This is a genomic window from Dokdonella immobilis (assembly GCF_900115085.1).
In the GTDB taxonomy this organism is placed as follows: domain Bacteria; phylum Pseudomonadota; class Gammaproteobacteria; order Xanthomonadales; family Rhodanobacteraceae; genus Dokdonella; species Dokdonella immobilis.
This window is the reverse complement of the sequence record NZ_FOVF01000034.1, coordinates 35,674-51,527: the sequence shown is the minus strand read 5'-3', so window position 1 is coordinate 51,527 and position 15,854 is coordinate 35,674. Positions and strand designations below refer to the sequence as shown.

At 66.6% G+C, this 15,854-nt stretch carries 11 protein-coding genes; 8 read left to right on the top strand and 3 right to left on the bottom strand.

Annotation, left to right across the window (positions count from 1 at the left end; translation table 11 throughout):
* Nucleotides 1-112: 112 nt before the first annotated feature.
* Entirely contained in the window at nucleotides 113-559 is a 447-nt protein-coding gene (locus BM125_RS17215) for an REP-associated tyrosine transposase (protein WP_175498162.1), read from the bottom strand.
* 324 nt (nucleotides 560-883) lie between these two features.
* Between BM125_RS17215 and BM125_RS17210 the strand changes: the two genes are divergently transcribed.
* The 7 genes from BM125_RS17210 (at nucleotide 884) to BM125_RS17180 (ending at nucleotide 13,558) form a co-directional block, all read left to right on the top strand.
* Nucleotides 884-1,771, top strand: a complete 888-nt coding sequence (locus BM125_RS17210; protein ID WP_092410279.1) for a carbon-nitrogen hydrolase — start codon at nucleotides 884-886, stop codon at nucleotides 1,769-1,771.
* 11 nt (nucleotides 1,772-1,782) lie between these two features.
* A complete protein-coding gene (locus BM125_RS17205; RefSeq protein WP_092410277.1) occupies nucleotides 1,783-3,033 on the top strand; it encodes a TraB/GumN family protein in 1,251 nt (416 codons plus the stop codon).
* Between the two features lie 33 nt (nucleotides 3,034-3,066).
* Nucleotides 3,067-5,748, top strand: a complete 2,682-nt coding sequence (locus BM125_RS17200) for a DUF349 domain-containing protein (protein WP_092410275.1) — start codon at nucleotides 3,067-3,069, stop codon at nucleotides 5,746-5,748.
* Between the two features lie 197 nt (nucleotides 5,749-5,945).
* Entirely contained in the window at nucleotides 5,946-10,409 is a 4,464-nt protein-coding gene (gene gltB / locus BM125_RS17195; RefSeq protein WP_092410273.1) for a glutamate synthase large subunit, read from the top strand.
* Nucleotides 10,406-11,815 carry an FAD-dependent oxidoreductase gene (locus tag BM125_RS17190; RefSeq protein ID WP_092410271.1) on the top strand — a complete coding sequence of 470 codons (1,410 nt, stop codon included), beginning with the start codon at nucleotides 10,406-10,408 and terminating at the stop codon, nucleotides 11,813-11,815. Before gltB ends, BM125_RS17190 begins: the two co-directional genes overlap by 4 nt.
* 29 nt (nucleotides 11,816-11,844) lie before the next feature.
* The gene (locus BM125_RS17185) at nucleotides 11,845-12,498 is read left to right on the top strand and encodes a response regulator transcription factor (RefSeq protein WP_092410269.1); all 654 of its coding nucleotides are present in this window, start codon (nucleotides 11,845-11,847) and stop codon (nucleotides 12,496-12,498) included.
* Between the two features lie 253 nt (nucleotides 12,499-12,751).
* The gene (locus tag BM125_RS17180; RefSeq protein WP_092410267.1) at nucleotides 12,752-13,558 is read left to right on the top strand and encodes a hypothetical protein; all 807 of its coding nucleotides are present in this window, start codon (nucleotides 12,752-12,754) and stop codon (nucleotides 13,556-13,558) included.
* Nucleotides 13,559-13,755: 197 nt separating this feature from the next.
* Here BM125_RS17180 and BM125_RS17175 read toward each other — a convergent pair whose 3' ends face one another.
* Nucleotides 13,756-14,202: a hypothetical protein gene (locus BM125_RS17175; protein WP_092410265.1), complete on the bottom strand. Its 447-nt coding sequence runs from the start codon at nucleotides 14,200-14,202 to the stop codon at nucleotides 13,756-13,758.
* A 174-nt stretch (nucleotides 14,203-14,376) separates the two neighbouring features.
* Between BM125_RS17175 and BM125_RS17170 the strand changes: the two genes are divergently transcribed.
* Complete coding sequence (locus BM125_RS17170) at nucleotides 14,377-14,685, top strand: UBP-type zinc finger domain-containing protein (protein WP_092410263.1); 309 nt, start codon at nucleotides 14,377-14,379, stop codon at nucleotides 14,683-14,685.
* A gap of 86 nt (nucleotides 14,686-14,771) precedes the next feature.
* On the opposite strand, the gene BM125_RS17165 is transcribed toward BM125_RS17170, so the two are convergent.
* A complete protein-coding gene (locus BM125_RS17165; RefSeq protein WP_092410261.1) occupies nucleotides 14,772-15,695 on the bottom strand; it encodes a Vgb family protein in 924 nt (307 codons plus the stop codon).
* Between the last annotated feature and the right edge of the window lie 159 nt (nucleotides 15,696-15,854).

Here is a 15,854-nt window from a genome sequence, read left to right as displayed (position 1 = left end):
CCAGAATTGTGCCGGAGAGCATCGCGCCTGAAGGCGCTCCTACGAGGTGCCGGTCGGGCGGCGCGGGGGTCGATGAACGGCGATGCGATGCCGCTTCGTTGTTGGAGCGGCTTCAGCCGCGATGCCCTTCGCTTAGCCACACCGCATCCCAGAATGGATACTCGCCGACGCGCCTTGCCAGACCGGCACGTACCGGATTGCGAACCACGTAGCGTGCAAGCCAAACCACGTCTTCGTCGCTGCGCACGGCATGATCGTGGAATCCGCGGGCCCAGACCTGTCCGCTGGCGGCACGCGACACATTCACCGCCCGGGATGTCGACCCCTTGATGCGTCCGACAAGGGTCGAAAGCGAATCGGCGCCACCGAGTTCGACCAGTCCATGCCAGTGGTCGGGCATGAGCACCCAGCAGAGTAGCGTTGATTGCCGAAAAAGCGCACGCGCATTCAGGGCACGTACGAATGCCCGTGCGCTCGTCTGGTCGGCGAATAACGCCGCGCGACCTGCCGTGCAGAAAGTAACGAGATATATTCTGCCGGGTTCACTGGCGCGCCCCATGCGCAAGCGGGCGTGGCCTCGAACAGGAGGGATTGGCTGGTTCATGGGGCCATGATTCGCCAGACCCGGCTCATGCACGATAGACGTATTCGGAGTTTCTTGTAGGAAAATGCCGCATTGGTGCTGTTCAGGGCATTGACCGGTGCGACAACTCTGGGCAAGGGCTTCGCGCCTGAAGGCGCTCCTACGAAAAGCCGGAATGCCGGCACACGGTTCCGATGACCGGCGATGCGTTGCTGCTTCGTTGTTACCTTGAGATCGGCGGATTGAACCCGCAACTCGCATTCCGCGTTACCATTCCGCCTTTGCCTGTTTGCGATTCCCATGAACCCCGGATCCCTCAAGGTTGCCCTGCTCCAGGAGATCGACCGCGGCAGTACCGCGGCCAATCTCGACGCCATCGAAGCCGGCCTGCGCGAAGCCGCGGCCGCTGGTGCGCAATTGGTCCTGCTGCAGGAACTGCACAACGGACCGTATTTCTGCCAGCACGAAAGCGTCGACGAGTTCGATCGGGCCGAATCCATCCCGGGTCCGTCGACCGAACGTATCGGCGCGCTGGCCGGGGAACTGCGCCTGGTCGTGGTCTGCTCGCTGTTCGAGCGCCGCGCGGCCGGGCTCTACCACAACACCGCCGTCGTCTTCGACCGCTCGCGCGAGATCGCCGGCGTCTATCGCAAGATGCACATCCCGGATGACCCGGCCTTCTACGAGAAGTTCTACTTCACCCCGGGCGACCTCGGCTTCGAGCCGATCCAGACCTCGGTCGGCAAGCTCGGCGTGCTGGTCTGCTGGGACCAGTGGTATCCCGAAGGCGCGCGCCTGATGGCCCTGGCCGGCGCCGACCTGCTGCTCTACCCGACCGCGATCGGCTGGGATCCCGCCGATGCGCAGGACGAAAAGGATCGCCAGCGCGAGGCCTGGATCATCAGCCAGCGCGCCCATTCGGTGGCCAACGGCCTGCCCCTGCTTTCGGTAAACCGCACCGGCTTCGAGGCCTCGCCCGATGGCGGCCGCGGCATCCAGTTCTGGGGGTCGAGCTTCGTTGCCGGCCCGCAGGGCGAATTCCTCGCCCAGGCCTCGACCGACCAGCGCGAGCTGTTGCTGGCCGACATCGATCTTGCGCGCAGCGAGTCGGTGCGCCGGATCTGGCCGTTCCTGCGCGACCGCCGCATCGACGCCTACGCCGACCTGCTCAAGCGCTACCGCGACTGATTCCGGAACCCATGTCCAGCGAAAACGAACTTCCCGCCAGCGCGGGCGAAATGAGCGCCAGCCTTGCCGCACAACCGATCGCGCGGATCACCCGCGATGGGGTCGAGTACGTCCTCCTCGGCACCGCGCACGTTTCGCGCGCCAGCGTCGAGGCCGTGCGCGAAATCCTCGAACGCGAATCCTTCGATGCGGTGGCCGTGGAACTGTGCGATCCACGCTACAAGTCGATGCGCGATCCCGAATCGTTCCGCAATCTCGACCTGTTCCAGATCATCCGCCAGGGCAAGGCCGGCCTGGTCGCGGCCAACCTGGCCCTGTCCGCCTTCCAGCGCCGCCTGGCCGAGCAGTTCGGCATCGAGCCGGGCGCCGAGATGAAGGCGGCGATCGACGGTGCCGAGGCGCGCGACTTGCCGATCTGGCTGATCGACCGCGAGGTCGGCGTCACCCTCAAGCGTGCGATCCGCAGCGTCGGCTTCATGGACCGGGTCGGCATCATGGGCGGTCTCGCCGCGAGCCTGATCACGCGCGAGGACGTCGAGGAAAGCGAGATCGAAAAGCTCAAGGAAGGCGACATGCTCGGCAGCATGTTCAACGAATTCGCCAAGGAGTCGCCGCCGCTGTTCGAGGCCCTGATCGCCGAGCGCGACCGCTACATGACCGCTCGCCTGCGCGAGGAGTCGACCGATTCCCTGCGCGCCGACAAGCCGGTCCGTCGCGTCCTCGCGGTGATCGGTGCCGGCCACCTCGCCGGCATCGAAAAGGCCCTCGAGGCGCAGCAGGATGATCCGGGCCCGATGCAAAAGGCACTGTCTGAACTGCCACCCGGCTCGCCGTGGCCGAAACGCATCGGCCTCGCCCTGTTCGTGGTCATCGCCGTCGCCATCGCGATCCTGTTCTATCGCGGCACCGACTCCGGCACCGAGGCGCTGTGGACCTGGGCCCTGTGCACCGGCATCGGTTCGGCCATCGGTACGCTGGCCGCCGGGGGTCATCCGCTCAGCACCCTGGCCGCCCTCGTGGTCGGCCCGCTCAAGCCGTTCCGCCCCGGCGTTCCGGTCGGTGCGGCCGCCGCCGGCGTCGAGGTCTGGATCCATCGCCCGCGCGTAGCCGACTTCGACAGTCTGCGCGACGACGTCATCCACTGGACCGGTTGGTGGAAGAATCGCATCTCGCGCACCCTGATGGTCTTTGTCTTCGCCAACTTCGGCATGATCCTCGGCGAGTGGATCGCCGGCTTCCGCATCGTCAAGTCGCTGCTCTGAACTCCATTCCCGACTCCTTCTGAAGATCACGCCATGAGCCTTGCCCGATTCTTTTCCAAGCCGCGCTGGCAATCGAAGGACGAATCTGCACGGCGAGCCGCCGTAGCGTCCGACCAGGAGCCGGAACTGATCGAGGCATTGCCGCGGCTGGCCCGCGAGGACTCCGACGCCGGCGTGCGCATCGCAGCGATGAAGCGCCTGGCCGATCCGGGCCTGACCCAGGCCATGGCCAGCGACGACCGCGACGAAGGCGTGCGCGTCGCCGCGCGCAGCCTCTGGGCGGAACTGCTTTCCGGCACCCATGCCGCGGCGCCTTCGCTGGCCGATCGCCTGCGCCTGCTGCGCGCCCAGGACGACCCGCGCCTGATCGAGCAGATCGCAACCAGCGCACCAGAGGCCCCGCTTCGCCTGGCCGCCCTGCAGCGCATCGATCGCCAGACCCTGATCCTCGACCGCGCAACGACCGATGCCGACCCCGAAGTACGTCTGGCTGCACTGGCCCGCATCGACGATGAGGGCCAGCTCGCACGCATCGTCGAGCGCACGCGCAGGACCGACAAGACCATCAACCGGCTGGCCGCCGAGCGGCTCGAGAACCTGCGCGTCGAACGTGGCGATGTCGACGCCATTGCCCTGCGCGCACGCCAGCTCTGCGAGCGCCTCGAGCGCGTCCTGCGCGAAGGCGACGGCAGCGAAGAAGCCGCGGACATCGCCTCGGCATGGACGGGCATCGCGGACAAGGCCCCGCCGACGTTCATCGCCCGCTACCGCAATGCGCGCGAACTCTACGAACTGAGCCGCAACCCCGACGCCGTGGCCAGGCTGCGCCAGCGGGCCGAAGACCGTGTCCGCATCGAGGAGCAGATCGGCACGCTGGAGCGCCTGCTGGCCGAACACCGGGGCAGCCAGCAGCGCGACGAACTGATGCAACGCTACGACGAACTGGCCGAACAGCATGCGGCCTATGCACAGGACGTCGACGATTCGAGCGCCGGCGTTTCGGTCCGGTTTGCCCGCCTCGGCGCGCAGATCGCTGCACTCGAGCCGCTGCCGCGCAACGAGCTGGCTGTCACGTCGACGACGGAAACGGAAGACAGCGCCCGTCTCGCCGAACAGACCGAGCGTGCCGCCCAGGCGAAAGCGGCCAAGGCGGCCGCCCGCGAGCAGAAGATCCAGGCATGGTCCGACGAACTGCAAGCCGCCATCGAAGCGACCGCAAGCGCCATGCAGACCGGCAAAACCGCCGAGGCGCATACCCATCACGCCAGCATCGGCCGCCTGCGCCGCCAGATCGGCTCGGTCCCGGCCTCGCTGCGCGAGCGTCTCGCCGATGTCGAAAGCGAGTACGCCAAGATCGCCGAGTGGCAGCGCTGGAGCGACAACGAGCGCCGTCGCCAACTTTGCGACGAACTCGAGCTGCTGCCCCAGGCCGGCCTGCATCCGGACGCGCTGGCGACGCGCGTGCGCGAGATCCAGGCCGAATGGACGCATCTGGACCAGATCGAGGCGCGCTCGGTGCATGCCACCGAAGGCATGGCGCGCCATTTTCGCGCGCTGTGCCGAAAGGCCATCGAACCGGCCAAACCCTATTTCGAGAAGCGCGACGAGTTGCGCAAGCAGGGAACGAAGGAAACCAGCGAGCTGATCGCCCAGGCCAGGACCGATGCGGCGGCCGAAGAGCCGGATCTGCGCGCACTGCCGAATCTGCGCCGGCAGCTGGCCGATGCACTGCGCGGCCTCGATCGCGTCGATCCGCGCGAGCGCAAGAACCTCGCTGCCGAGATCAAGGCTGCGCTGGCACTTGTCGACGAACGCGTCTCCGCACGGAACGCAACGGTCGAAGCAGCCAAGGCCGCGCTGACCGATCGCGCCACGGCGCTTGGCGAAGTGGCCGATACGCGAACCGCGATCAGCCAGGCGCGCGACCTGCAAAAACTCTGGCAAAAAGCCGGCAACGGCAAGCGTTCGCGCGACCAGGCCCAATGGAAGACATTTCGTTCCGCCATCGACGCCGTATTCGCGCGCGCCGACAACGAACGCGTCGAACGTTCGGCGCAGGAGCGCAAGGCGCTCGAATCGGCCGCCGGGCTCTGCGCCGAACTCGAAGCGCTCGCCATCGGCGACGCGCAGCCGGAGCGCGCGGCCGTCCAGCGCATCGAAAGTGCCTGGCGCGAGCTCTCCCCTGCGGATGCCGCACTGCGGCAAAGATTCCAGTCCGCTCAATCGAGGCTGGCCGAGCTCGGCCGGCGCATCGAGAAGCAGCGCCATCGCGCCCAGTTCGACATCTGGCTGTCCCACTACGAGTTGTGCCGTCAGCTCGAACGCTCGGAACTCGCCGCCGATGGATACCGCGCGGCCGAGGCCGGATTGCCGCCGCTGACCTTGGGCGGCGACGCATTGCGGGCGCGCATCGGCGACGCCCTCGAAGGCCAGGAACTCGAGCCCGGCGACCCCGACCTGTTGCGCGACTGCGTGCTCGAAATCGAGCAACTGGCAGGCCTCGAACCGCCCGCCGAGGATCGCCAGCGGCGCATGGACCTGCAACTCGAGAAGCTCTCGGCACGCATGCGCGGGGTGAATGCCCCGGCGCCCGACACCGCCCTGCAGAACCTGCTCGCCGAATGGCTGCAACTCGGCCCCGTCGGCGTCGAGGACGCACCACTCGAAACCCGCTTCAAGCGTGCGTTGCACGCCGCGCTCGACACGCTCGGCTAGCCAGCCCGCGCATTCCGATGGTTTCCTTTGGAACCATTTGGACGTCCAAATTAGTTTGACGCATAGCAACATTTGTGATTGATTGGAGGCGCAACGATCGCCGATCGTTGGCTCTGCGAGACGGACCCGCATTGATGACCTCCGCGAGCGCATCCGCCAGGGATGAGTGCGCTCGGCCCGATTGCGCAGGACGCAAGATGACGCCAGACCTGACCCGCGGACTTTACGATCCCGAATTCGAACACGACAGCTGCGGCTTCGGGTTGATCGCAAATATCGATGGCAAGGCCAGCACCTGGCTGGTCGATCAGGCATTTTCCGCCCTGGCCAGGATGTCCCACCGCGGCGGCGTCAACGCCGATGGCGTCACCGGCGACGGCTGCGGTGTCCTGATCTATCGCGCCGGGGACTGGCTGCGCGCGCTGGCCGGCGAAGCCGGAATCCAACTCGACACGCGATTCGCAGCCGGCCTGGTATTCCTCGATCGTGATCCCGCGAAGGCAGCCGCGGCGCAACGGGTACTCGAAGAGAGGCTGGTCGAGGAAGGCGTTTGCGCAGCCGGCTGGCGCGACGTGCCGGTCAACGATTCGCCCTGCGGGCCGCTCGGCCTCTCGAGCCGACCGACAATCCGCCAGTTGTTCGTCAATGCGCCGGATGGACTCGACGAACCCGCGTTCGAGCGCACCCTGTTCCGTGCCCGTCGCCGTGCCGAGGTCCCGCTCGCCGATGACCCGTCGTTCTATGTGGTCAGCCTCTCGACCGCGACCATCGGTTACAAGGCCATGGCCGCTCCGGGCCGCCTGCGCGAGGTCTATCCCGATCTGCAGCATGCGCAACTGGCCAGCAGCGCGGTTACCTTCCATCAGCGCTTCTCGACCAACACCCTGCCGAACTGGCGCCTCGCCCAGCCGTTCCGCATGCTTGCCCACAACGGCGAGATCAACACGATCCGGGCCAACCGCAACTGGGCCCTGGCACGCCAGCCGAAACTGCATTCGCCCCTGCTCGACCTCTCCGACATCGGCGACCACGTCAGCCGCACCGGCTCCGATTCGCAAAGCCTCGACAACATGTTCGAACTGCTCGTCGAAGGCGGCATCGACCTGCTGGCGACCACGCGCATCCTCGTGCCGCCAGCCTGGAGTGCCGATGAAAACCTCGATCAGGACCTCGAGGCCTTTTACCAGTACTACGCCCTGCATACCGAACCCTGGGACGGTCCGGCCGGACTGGTCATGTGCGACGCCCGCTACGCGGTCTGCGCGCTCGATCGCAACGGCCTGCGCCCGGCGCGCTGGTCGCGCAGCGACGACGGCCACCTGATCGTCGCCTCGGAAACCGGTCTCTGGGACGTGCCGGAGCAACGCATCCTGGCCAAGGGCCGGCTCGGACCCGGGCAGATGCTCGCGGTCGATCTGGTCGAGCATCGCCTGCTCGACAGTGCCGCCATCGATCGCATCAATGCGGCGCGCGCACCGTACCGCGAATGGTTGCGCGAAGGCGTGATCTATCTCGAATCGCACCTGATCGATCCGGCCCTGGCCGCCGAACCGATGTCGGCCGATGTGCTCGCACGCTTCCAGAAGCAGTTCGCCCTGACCCGCGAGGAGCGCGACATCGTGCTCAAGACCCTGGCCGAAACTGGCGCCGAGGCGACCGGCTCGATGGGCGACGACACCCCGATTGCCGTGCTCTCGCAGCAGTCGCGTTCGCTCTACGATTATTTCCGCCAGGCCTTCGCCCAGGTCACCAATCCGCCGATCGACCCGCTGCGCGAGCGCCTGGTGATGTCGCTGGTTTCGCAGATCGGCCTCGAAGGCAACCTGTTCGACCTCTCCGCCGATGGCGCGCGCCAGGTGCTGCTGAGCTCGCCGGTGCTGTCGCAGCGCAAGCTGCGCCAGTTGCTTGCATCGCCGCACCTGGTCGACCGCCAGGTCCGCATCGATCTCTACTACGACGAGGACATCGGCCTCAAGGCCGCCCTCGAAGCGATCTGCGCCGAGGCCGAATCCGCGGTCGCCAGCGGCGCCGCCATCGTCCTGCTCTCGGATCGCTTCCCGCAGCCGGGGCTGACCCAGATCCACGCCCTGCTCGCGACCGGCGCGATCCACGCCCACCTGACCCGCAAGCAGCTGCGTTGCGACTGCAACCTGCTGGTCGAGACCGGGACCGCACGCGACGCCCATCACTTCGCCTGCCTGATCGGCTTCGGCGCCACCGCGGTCTATCCGTTCCTGTCCTACCAGACCCTGTTCGACATGAACCAGCGCGGCGAGATCCGCGGCCGCGAGGACGAGACCGTGCACGAAATCGGTCGCACCTACCGGCACGGCATTCGCAAGGGCCTGCTCAAGATCCTCTCGAAGATGGGCATCTCGACGATTGCCGGTTACCGCGGCGCGCAGCTGTTCGAGATCATCGGCCTCGACCGCGAAATCGTCGACATGTGCTTTCCGGGCACACCCTCGCGCATCGGCGGCGCCGGCTTCGTCGACATCGAGAACGAGTACCGCGCCCAGCTCGCGCGTTCGCGCAACCCGAACTACACCTTGCCCGCCGGCGGCCTGCTCAAGGCCATTCCGGAGGGCGAATACCACATGTACAACCCCGCCGTGGTCGGCCACCTGCAGACCGCGGTGCGTACCGGCGAATTCCGCCACTACCGAAAGTACGCCGATGCGGTGAATTCGCGCCCGCCTTCTACGTTGCGCGACCTGACCGCCCTGCGCGAGGACACTACCGCGACCGCGCTCGACGCGGTCGAAGCGCGCGAGCGCATCCTCAAGCGCTTCGACTCGGCCGGCATGTCGCTCGGTGCGCTGTCGCCCGAAGCCCATGAGGCGCTCGCGATCGGCATGAATCGGCTCGGCGGACGCTCCAACTCGGGCGAAGGCGGCGAGGACCCGGCCCGCTACGGCACCGAGCGCAGCTCGAAGATCAAGCAGGTCGCCTCGGGCCGTTTCGGCGTCACCGCCGAATACCTGGTCAATGCCGAGGTGCTGCAGATCAAGATCGCCCAGGGCGCCAAGCCCGGCGAGGGCGGCCAGCTGCCCGGCGACAAGGTCAATGCCCTGATCGCCCGCCTGCGCTATGCCAAGCCCGGCATCGGCCTGATTTCACCGCCACCGCATCACGACATCTATTCGATCGAGGACCTGACCGAACTGATCCACGATCTGCGCGAGGTCAATCCGCAGGCCCTGATCTCGGTCAAGCTCGTCTCGCATGCCGGGGTCGGCACGATCGCCGCCGGCGTGGTCAAGGCCGGCGCCGACCTGGTCACGATCTCCGGCCACGACGGCGGCACCGGGGCGAGTCCGATCACCTCGATCCGCTATGCAGGAACGCCGTGGGAACTCGGCCTCGCCGAAACCCACCAGACCCTGGTCCGCAACGGCCTGCGCGACCGCGTGATCGTGCAGACCGACGGCGGCCTGAAGACCGGTCTGGACGTGGTCAAGGCGGCGATCCTCGGTGCCGACTCGTTCGGCTTCGGCACCGGACCGATGGTCGCGCTGGGCTGCAAGTACCTGCGCATCTGCCACCTCAACTCCTGCGCGACCGGTGTCGCCACGCAGAACGACATCCTGCGTCGCCAGCATTTCGTCGGCGCTCCGGAGATGGTCCAGCACTTCTTCCAGTTCATCGCCGACGACGTGCGCTCCCTGCTCGCCCGACTCGGCGTGCCGAGCCTGCACGACCTGGTCGGTCGCACCGACCTGTTGCAACCGCTGGCCGGCATCACGGCCAAGCAGGGCAAGGTCGATCTCTCGCTGATCCTGGCTCGGGCCGAGGCGCGGACCTCGACACTCGACCTCTGCGGCGCCGGTCCGCTGGCGCCGGGTCCGACCGACCTCGCCCTGGCCACGGTTCGCGACACCCGCGAAGCGGTTGCCGGAAAAACGGGTGGCCGCTTCCGCTATCCGATCCGCAACGTGGACCGTGCGATTGGTGGCCGGCTGTCCGGCGAGATTGCCCGCACCTGGGGCGACCACGGCATGGCCGATGGGCCGATCACGCTCGAGTTCGAAGGTTCGGCGGGGCAGAGTTTCGGTGCCTGGAATGTCGATGGCCTCGAACTCGTACTGACCGGTGAAGCGAACGACGGTGTCGGCAAGGGCATGGCCGGTGGCCGTATCGTGGTGCGCCCACCCGGTGGCGTCCGCTACGCCTCGCAGGAGGCCAGCATCATCGGCAACACCTGCCTGTATGGCGCGACCGGGGGCGAGCTGTATGCGGCGGGCCGGGCGGGCGAGCGTTTCGCGGTGCGCAATTCCGGTGCGATCGCCGTCGTCGAAGGCGTCGGCGACCACGGCTGCGAATACATGACCGGCGGCACCGTGGTCGTGCTCGGCCGCAGCGGACTCAATTTCGGCGCCGGCATGACCGGCGGCTTCGCCTATGTGCTCGATCTCGAGCGCAACTTCTTCGACCGCTACAACCACGAGCTGGTCGACATCAACCGCATCTCGCTCGAGGGCATGGAAAATCACCTGCAGCACCTGCGCGCGCTGATGCAGTTCCATATCGATGCGACCGACAGCGCCTGGGCGAAGCAACTGTTCGGCGATTTCCGCGATGTCCTGCACAAGGTCTGGCTGGTCAAGCCGAAGGCGGCCAGCCTGGCCGCGCTGAACAGCGAGCTGAGGGAAGCGGCATGAGCGAGCGGCCGTTCCCGTTCCTCAAGTTTCCGCGCGCGCTGCCGGCGGAGGTGTCGATACCGATCCGCGTGCTCGACTTCCACGAGATCAACGCCGACTTCGTCGGCAGCGAAGCGGCCGACCAGGCCTCGCGCTGCATCGATTGCGGCAACCCGTATTGTTCATGGAGCTGTCCACTCGGCAATCGCATTCCGCAATGGCTGAAGCTGGTCAAGGAGGGCCGCGTCATGGATGCGGCCACCCTCATGCACGAAACCAATCCCTTGCCGGAAATCTGCGGGCGGGTCTGCCCACACGATCGCTTGTGCGAAGGCATCTGCACGCTCGAGGAAGGTTTCGGCGCGGTCACCATCGGCGCCATCGAGCGCTCGATCACCGACGAGGCGATCCGCCTCGGCTGGCGCCCGCCCGAAGCAACCACGACCACCGACAAGTGCGTCGCCATCATCGGTGCCGGTCCGGCCGGCCTGGCCGCTGCCGATCGCCTCGTGCGCGCCGGCGTTGGCGCCGATGTCTATGATCGCTACGAGGAGATCGGCGGCTTGCTGACCTTCGGCATCCCGGCCTTCAAGCTCGAAAAGGACATCGTGCGCACCCGACGACGTGTGCTCGAGGACCAGGGCGTGCGCTTCCGCCTCGGCGTCGAGGTGGGTCGCGACGTCGCCTTCGAGACTCTGGTCGACGACTACGATGCGGTGTTCATGGCGACCGGCGCCTACACCGCGGTCGACGCGCGACTGCCCGGGCAGGATCTCGATGGCGTGATTGTCGCCCTGCCTTTCCTGATCGCCAACGCCCGGCGCCAGCTCGGCACGGCGACCGCTGCCGACGTCCTGCCTGACCTCGAAGGCAAGCGCGTGGTCGTGCTCGGTGGCGGCGATACCGCGATGGATTGCGTGCGCACCTCGGTGCGCCTCGGCGCGGCGCGGGTCACCTGCGTCTACCGACGCGACGAGGCCAACATGCCGGGTTCGCGCAAGGAAGTGAAGAACGCACGCGACGAAGGCGTGATCTTCCGATTTCTCGCGCAACCGCTGGCCATCGTCGGCGATGGCATGGTCGACGGCGTCGAGATCGAGGAGACCCGTCTGCTCGACAGCGACGACGACCGCGCCCGGATCGAGGCCGTGGCCGAAAGCCGGCACACGATTCCGGCCGACATCGTGATCCTGTCCTTCGGTTTCCTGGCCAGCCCGCCCGAGTGGTGCGCCCGTTCGGCGATCGAGACCGAACGCAATGGCCGGCTCAGGGTGGGTGGTGACGGCCGCCTGCCGCTGCAGACCGCGCACCCGAAGGTATTCGCCGGTGGCGACACGGTGCGCGGCGCCGATCTGGTCGTGCGCGCGGTACTCGACGGTCGCGAAGCGGCGCGCTCGATCCTGAGCCAGCTCAACGTGGTTGCCTGATCGCGACCGCGAACGGTTAAAGTTGGGCAATGACCCGGATCCTGATAGCCGACGATCACCCGCTGTTCCGCCTGGCCCTGGTCCAGGCCGTCGGCCATCTCGGCAACGACATCGAAATCATCGAGGCGGACGGGCTCGATTCGGCCCGTTCGGCGCTGGCCGCACAACCGGGCATCGATCTGGTCCTGCTCGACCTGCACATGCCGGGCTGTCACGGACTGATGGGCCTGGTCGCCCTGCGCAGCGAGTTCCCTTCGGTCGCCGTGGTCATGATCTCGGCCAACGACGACCCCCAGGTCATGCGCCGCGCCCTGACCTATGGCGCCGCCGGATTCATCCCCAAGCGCAGCAGTTTCTCGGACATCCAGGCCATGCTGCGCGCCGTGATCGATTGCGAGGCGCCACTGCCCTTGCCGCTTGGTGACGACTCCGCCGCCGAACAGGACCAGCAACTGGCCGCCCGCCTCGCTTCGCTGAGTCCGCAGCAATTGCGCGTGCTGGGCCTGGTCGCCGAGGGATTGCTCAACAAGCAGATCGCTGACCGTCTCGACATCCAGGAACGCACGGTCAAGGCGCACATGAGCGCCGTGTTCGAACGCCTCGACGTGCGCAACCGCACCCAGGCCAGCGTCCTCTTGCGATCTCTGGAGATCGCCGATCCTTCGCGCTCGGTAGCGGACTAGCGATCCTCGTGGCGACACCCGGGGCTGCAGGGTCGCCCGGCGTGGAATCCCGGATCAGGCCCGGATCCTGCCAATCGCCGCGCGGCGCCGCTGCCGCGCATGACTACAAGTTTCGCCCTTGCCTTCTCCACACTTGACCCGGACGTCCTCCCGGCGCAACGATGCAAGCGCTCCGCAGGCCCTGCCAAACAGCCAGGAGAAACGGAACCCGTTCCGGATGCGGAGTTTTCTCCTGGTCCCCTGGAGAGTCAAGATGAACATGATTGTGGTTGGCAAACGCATCGCCCTGGCGATCGCGATCGTTGTCTCGCCGTTCGCCATCGCTGCGAACGAGGGGGCCTCGACCAGCGAGGCCATGCAGCAGGCCCGGGCCGAACAGGCCGCGCTGGCCAAATCGGTCAGCGTCGACGACGTCGGCGATGCCGACTCGTTCGGTCGCAACGTGACCTACATCGGCCTTGCCCAGACCGGCAACGTGAACTTGCAGAGCGACTGCACGCCGCTGCCGGGCGATCCGCCGCCAGGGCCGGACGATCGCTGCATCACGCTCGGCGCCGCCGGCACGCCGACAAACTTCGACGAGCGTGATATCGGCCGCATCTCCCTGCCGAAGAATGCGACGAAATCGCTGATCTGCTTCGGTGTCACTTCATTTCCGTTGTGGAACTACTTCAATCCGGATCCGTCGCCAGTCACGGGTCGATTCCGTTTCCTCAACGGGTTCACGATCGAGAACGAACTGCTCGACGATCCGGCGCTGATCGACCCGACGACCGGTCTGCCGTTCAACGGAGCGATCGAGCTGCCGCTTGGCAGTCCCGTCCTCGAGTTCGTCACCCTGCAGCCCGGTGAGTCCGACCTCAAGCGCACGATCACCTCGCGCACCTGCATCGGCGGTCTGGTCAGCAAACGCTCCCTCGCCGAGTCGTATGGGCTGCCGCCGAACATCGTCGACAAGTTCTTCAAGAAGCCGATCACGATCCGCCTCAACCTGAGCGGATCGATGACCTACGTGGACAGCGCCAACATCTTCTATGGTGTTCGCTTCTACGGCGACTGAGACCGGCAGGCGGCCCCTGCGCCGACCGCTTCCGACAGCGCGCACCGCTCCCTCACGGAGCGGTGCGCGATGGGCGCCGCCGTGCGCTCAGCGGCCGGTGAATTCGCGGCTGGCATCACACATCGCTTATGCGCACCAGGCCCCTGGAAGGGCGCGGAATGCTGGTCAGCGAGGCTCGATTGGCGATCAGACCTTCCCTACAGCGACCAGTCCACCGCGACACCGGGGCGTTCGTTGTCCCAGATCATCGAGGTGATCTGCCAGTGGCCGACGGCATTGCGGAACAACTGGATCGAGTTGATGCCGCGACGCTCCGGCACGTCGTCGTCGGGCGCCTTGCGCGCTTCGTAGACGCTCCAGACATGCGCCATGTTGCCGAACTGCTGCACGCGCCGGCCGACCTCGACCTCGAAGAAATCGTTGACGGCGAAGAATGGCGTCGTGTCGGCCGCGTAGTCGTCGAGGGTCATGATCCTGATCCAGGGCTTGCCATCGGCGTCGACGCCGGTGCGCATCTGCCGCGCCTCGGGATGGAAAACCTTCTCCTGCAGGGTCCAGTCGCGGGGACCGGCCGGCCCGGAGACCATGGCGTACATGGCATCGACGACATCGGAAAGACGACTGGGATCGAACGAGGGGCTCATGAGGTACCTGACGGCAATGGACGGGATAGGGCAGCGTCGCAGAACGGCACGGACGCCGGAAACGGCCGAAAGTACCGATCCCGGCACTCGAATGGAAATTGCAGGCCATCGATGCGCAGGCTTGCACGGGACACGCCACGGTTGTCCAATGACCGGACAACCCGGAGACGATGCATGGCCGACGACTGTTCGCACCTCGACACGATCCGCCCCGTGAAGCCGAGCGCCCGTGGTTGCGAGGATTGCCTGAAATCCGGCATGCGCTGGGTGCATTTGCGCATCTGCCGGACCTGCGGCCATGTCGGCTGTTGCGACCAGTCGCCCGGACGCCATGCGACCGCCCACTTCCATGCCACCCGCCATCCCATCATCGAAGGTTACGATCCGCCCGAGGGCTGGGCCTGGTGCTACCTCGACGAATGCTTCTTCGATCTCGATGGCGACACCACACCGCAGGACGGACCGATTCCGCGCTACGTTTGATCGCTGCGCCCGGCCCGGGCGCGGGGCTGCAGCCGACGTGCAGGCGGATGCAGCACGATGGACGAACCGACCCCTGCGGCAGGCATTCAGTCGGCCGGATCGAAACCGTTCCGGTAGATCAGATCGGAATCCGGATTTGGCACCAAGGCCACGAAGGTGCCACCAGAGATGCCACCAGTGACGCCATTTGCGAGTACACCGAGATCGGCGCCCGTGCTGCGGTCGTAACGGCGCACGCGATTTCCCGTCAACACGAGCAACGAACCGTCGACGCCGAGCGCCATTCCGGTCGGCCGGCTGAGCCCGCTGACCAGCGTCGCGACGAACGCGCCCGTCATGGCATTGAAGCGGTAGATCGCGCCACTGCCCTCGCCGCCGACCAGGATCGTTGCGCCTTCGTCGACGATCCCTCTCGTTTCCAGGAGTCCGGCCGTGCCGGGAGGTACGAACGACGCCTGGATCTGGCCACTTTCCGGGTCGACCCGGGCCACGCTGTTCGAGTCGTAGCCCGGCACATAGACAAGCCCGATGACGCTGGCCATCAGGCCGTTGTCAGCGCCCTGCAGGCCGCTGTTCGACGGCAGCAGCACGGACGTCTGCAGGCCACTGACCGGGTCCAGTTCGACCACCTGGCTCAGGCCATAGCTGGCCACGTAGACCTCGTCGTCGAGACCAAAATCGATCCCGGTCGGATCGAAATTGCTGGCCAGTTGCGCGAACACGTCGACGAACTCGTAGCTGCTGTTGCGGCGGTAGCGCTGGATCTGGTCGTTGCCCTCACTGACGACGTAGATCAGGTCGTCGATCGGGTTCCACCGCACCGCCTGCGCCCCCTGGATCCGGCCGGCTTGCTCGAGCTGGCGCAGGTAGGTGCCGTTGCAGGCGTCGTAGATGGCGACATTGTTGGAGAAATATCCGCTGACCAGGAGGTGATGGCTGCACGGCTGCGCGCATGCCGCGGTACTGATCGAAATCAGGATCAGGGCTGCAATGGCGATTCGGGTTGGCATGGCTGGACTCCGCGGTTCGGGAGGTCGCAGCATGGAAGCAAGGGCCCCCGACGTCCTTCGCAAAACGTTCCGAAGACCTCCGTTTTTCCTCCTTTGCAGAATCCTCCGAGTCCTGCGCCTCATCCGCCAGCCTCGCAAGGTCGCGCAGTCAACGGATGT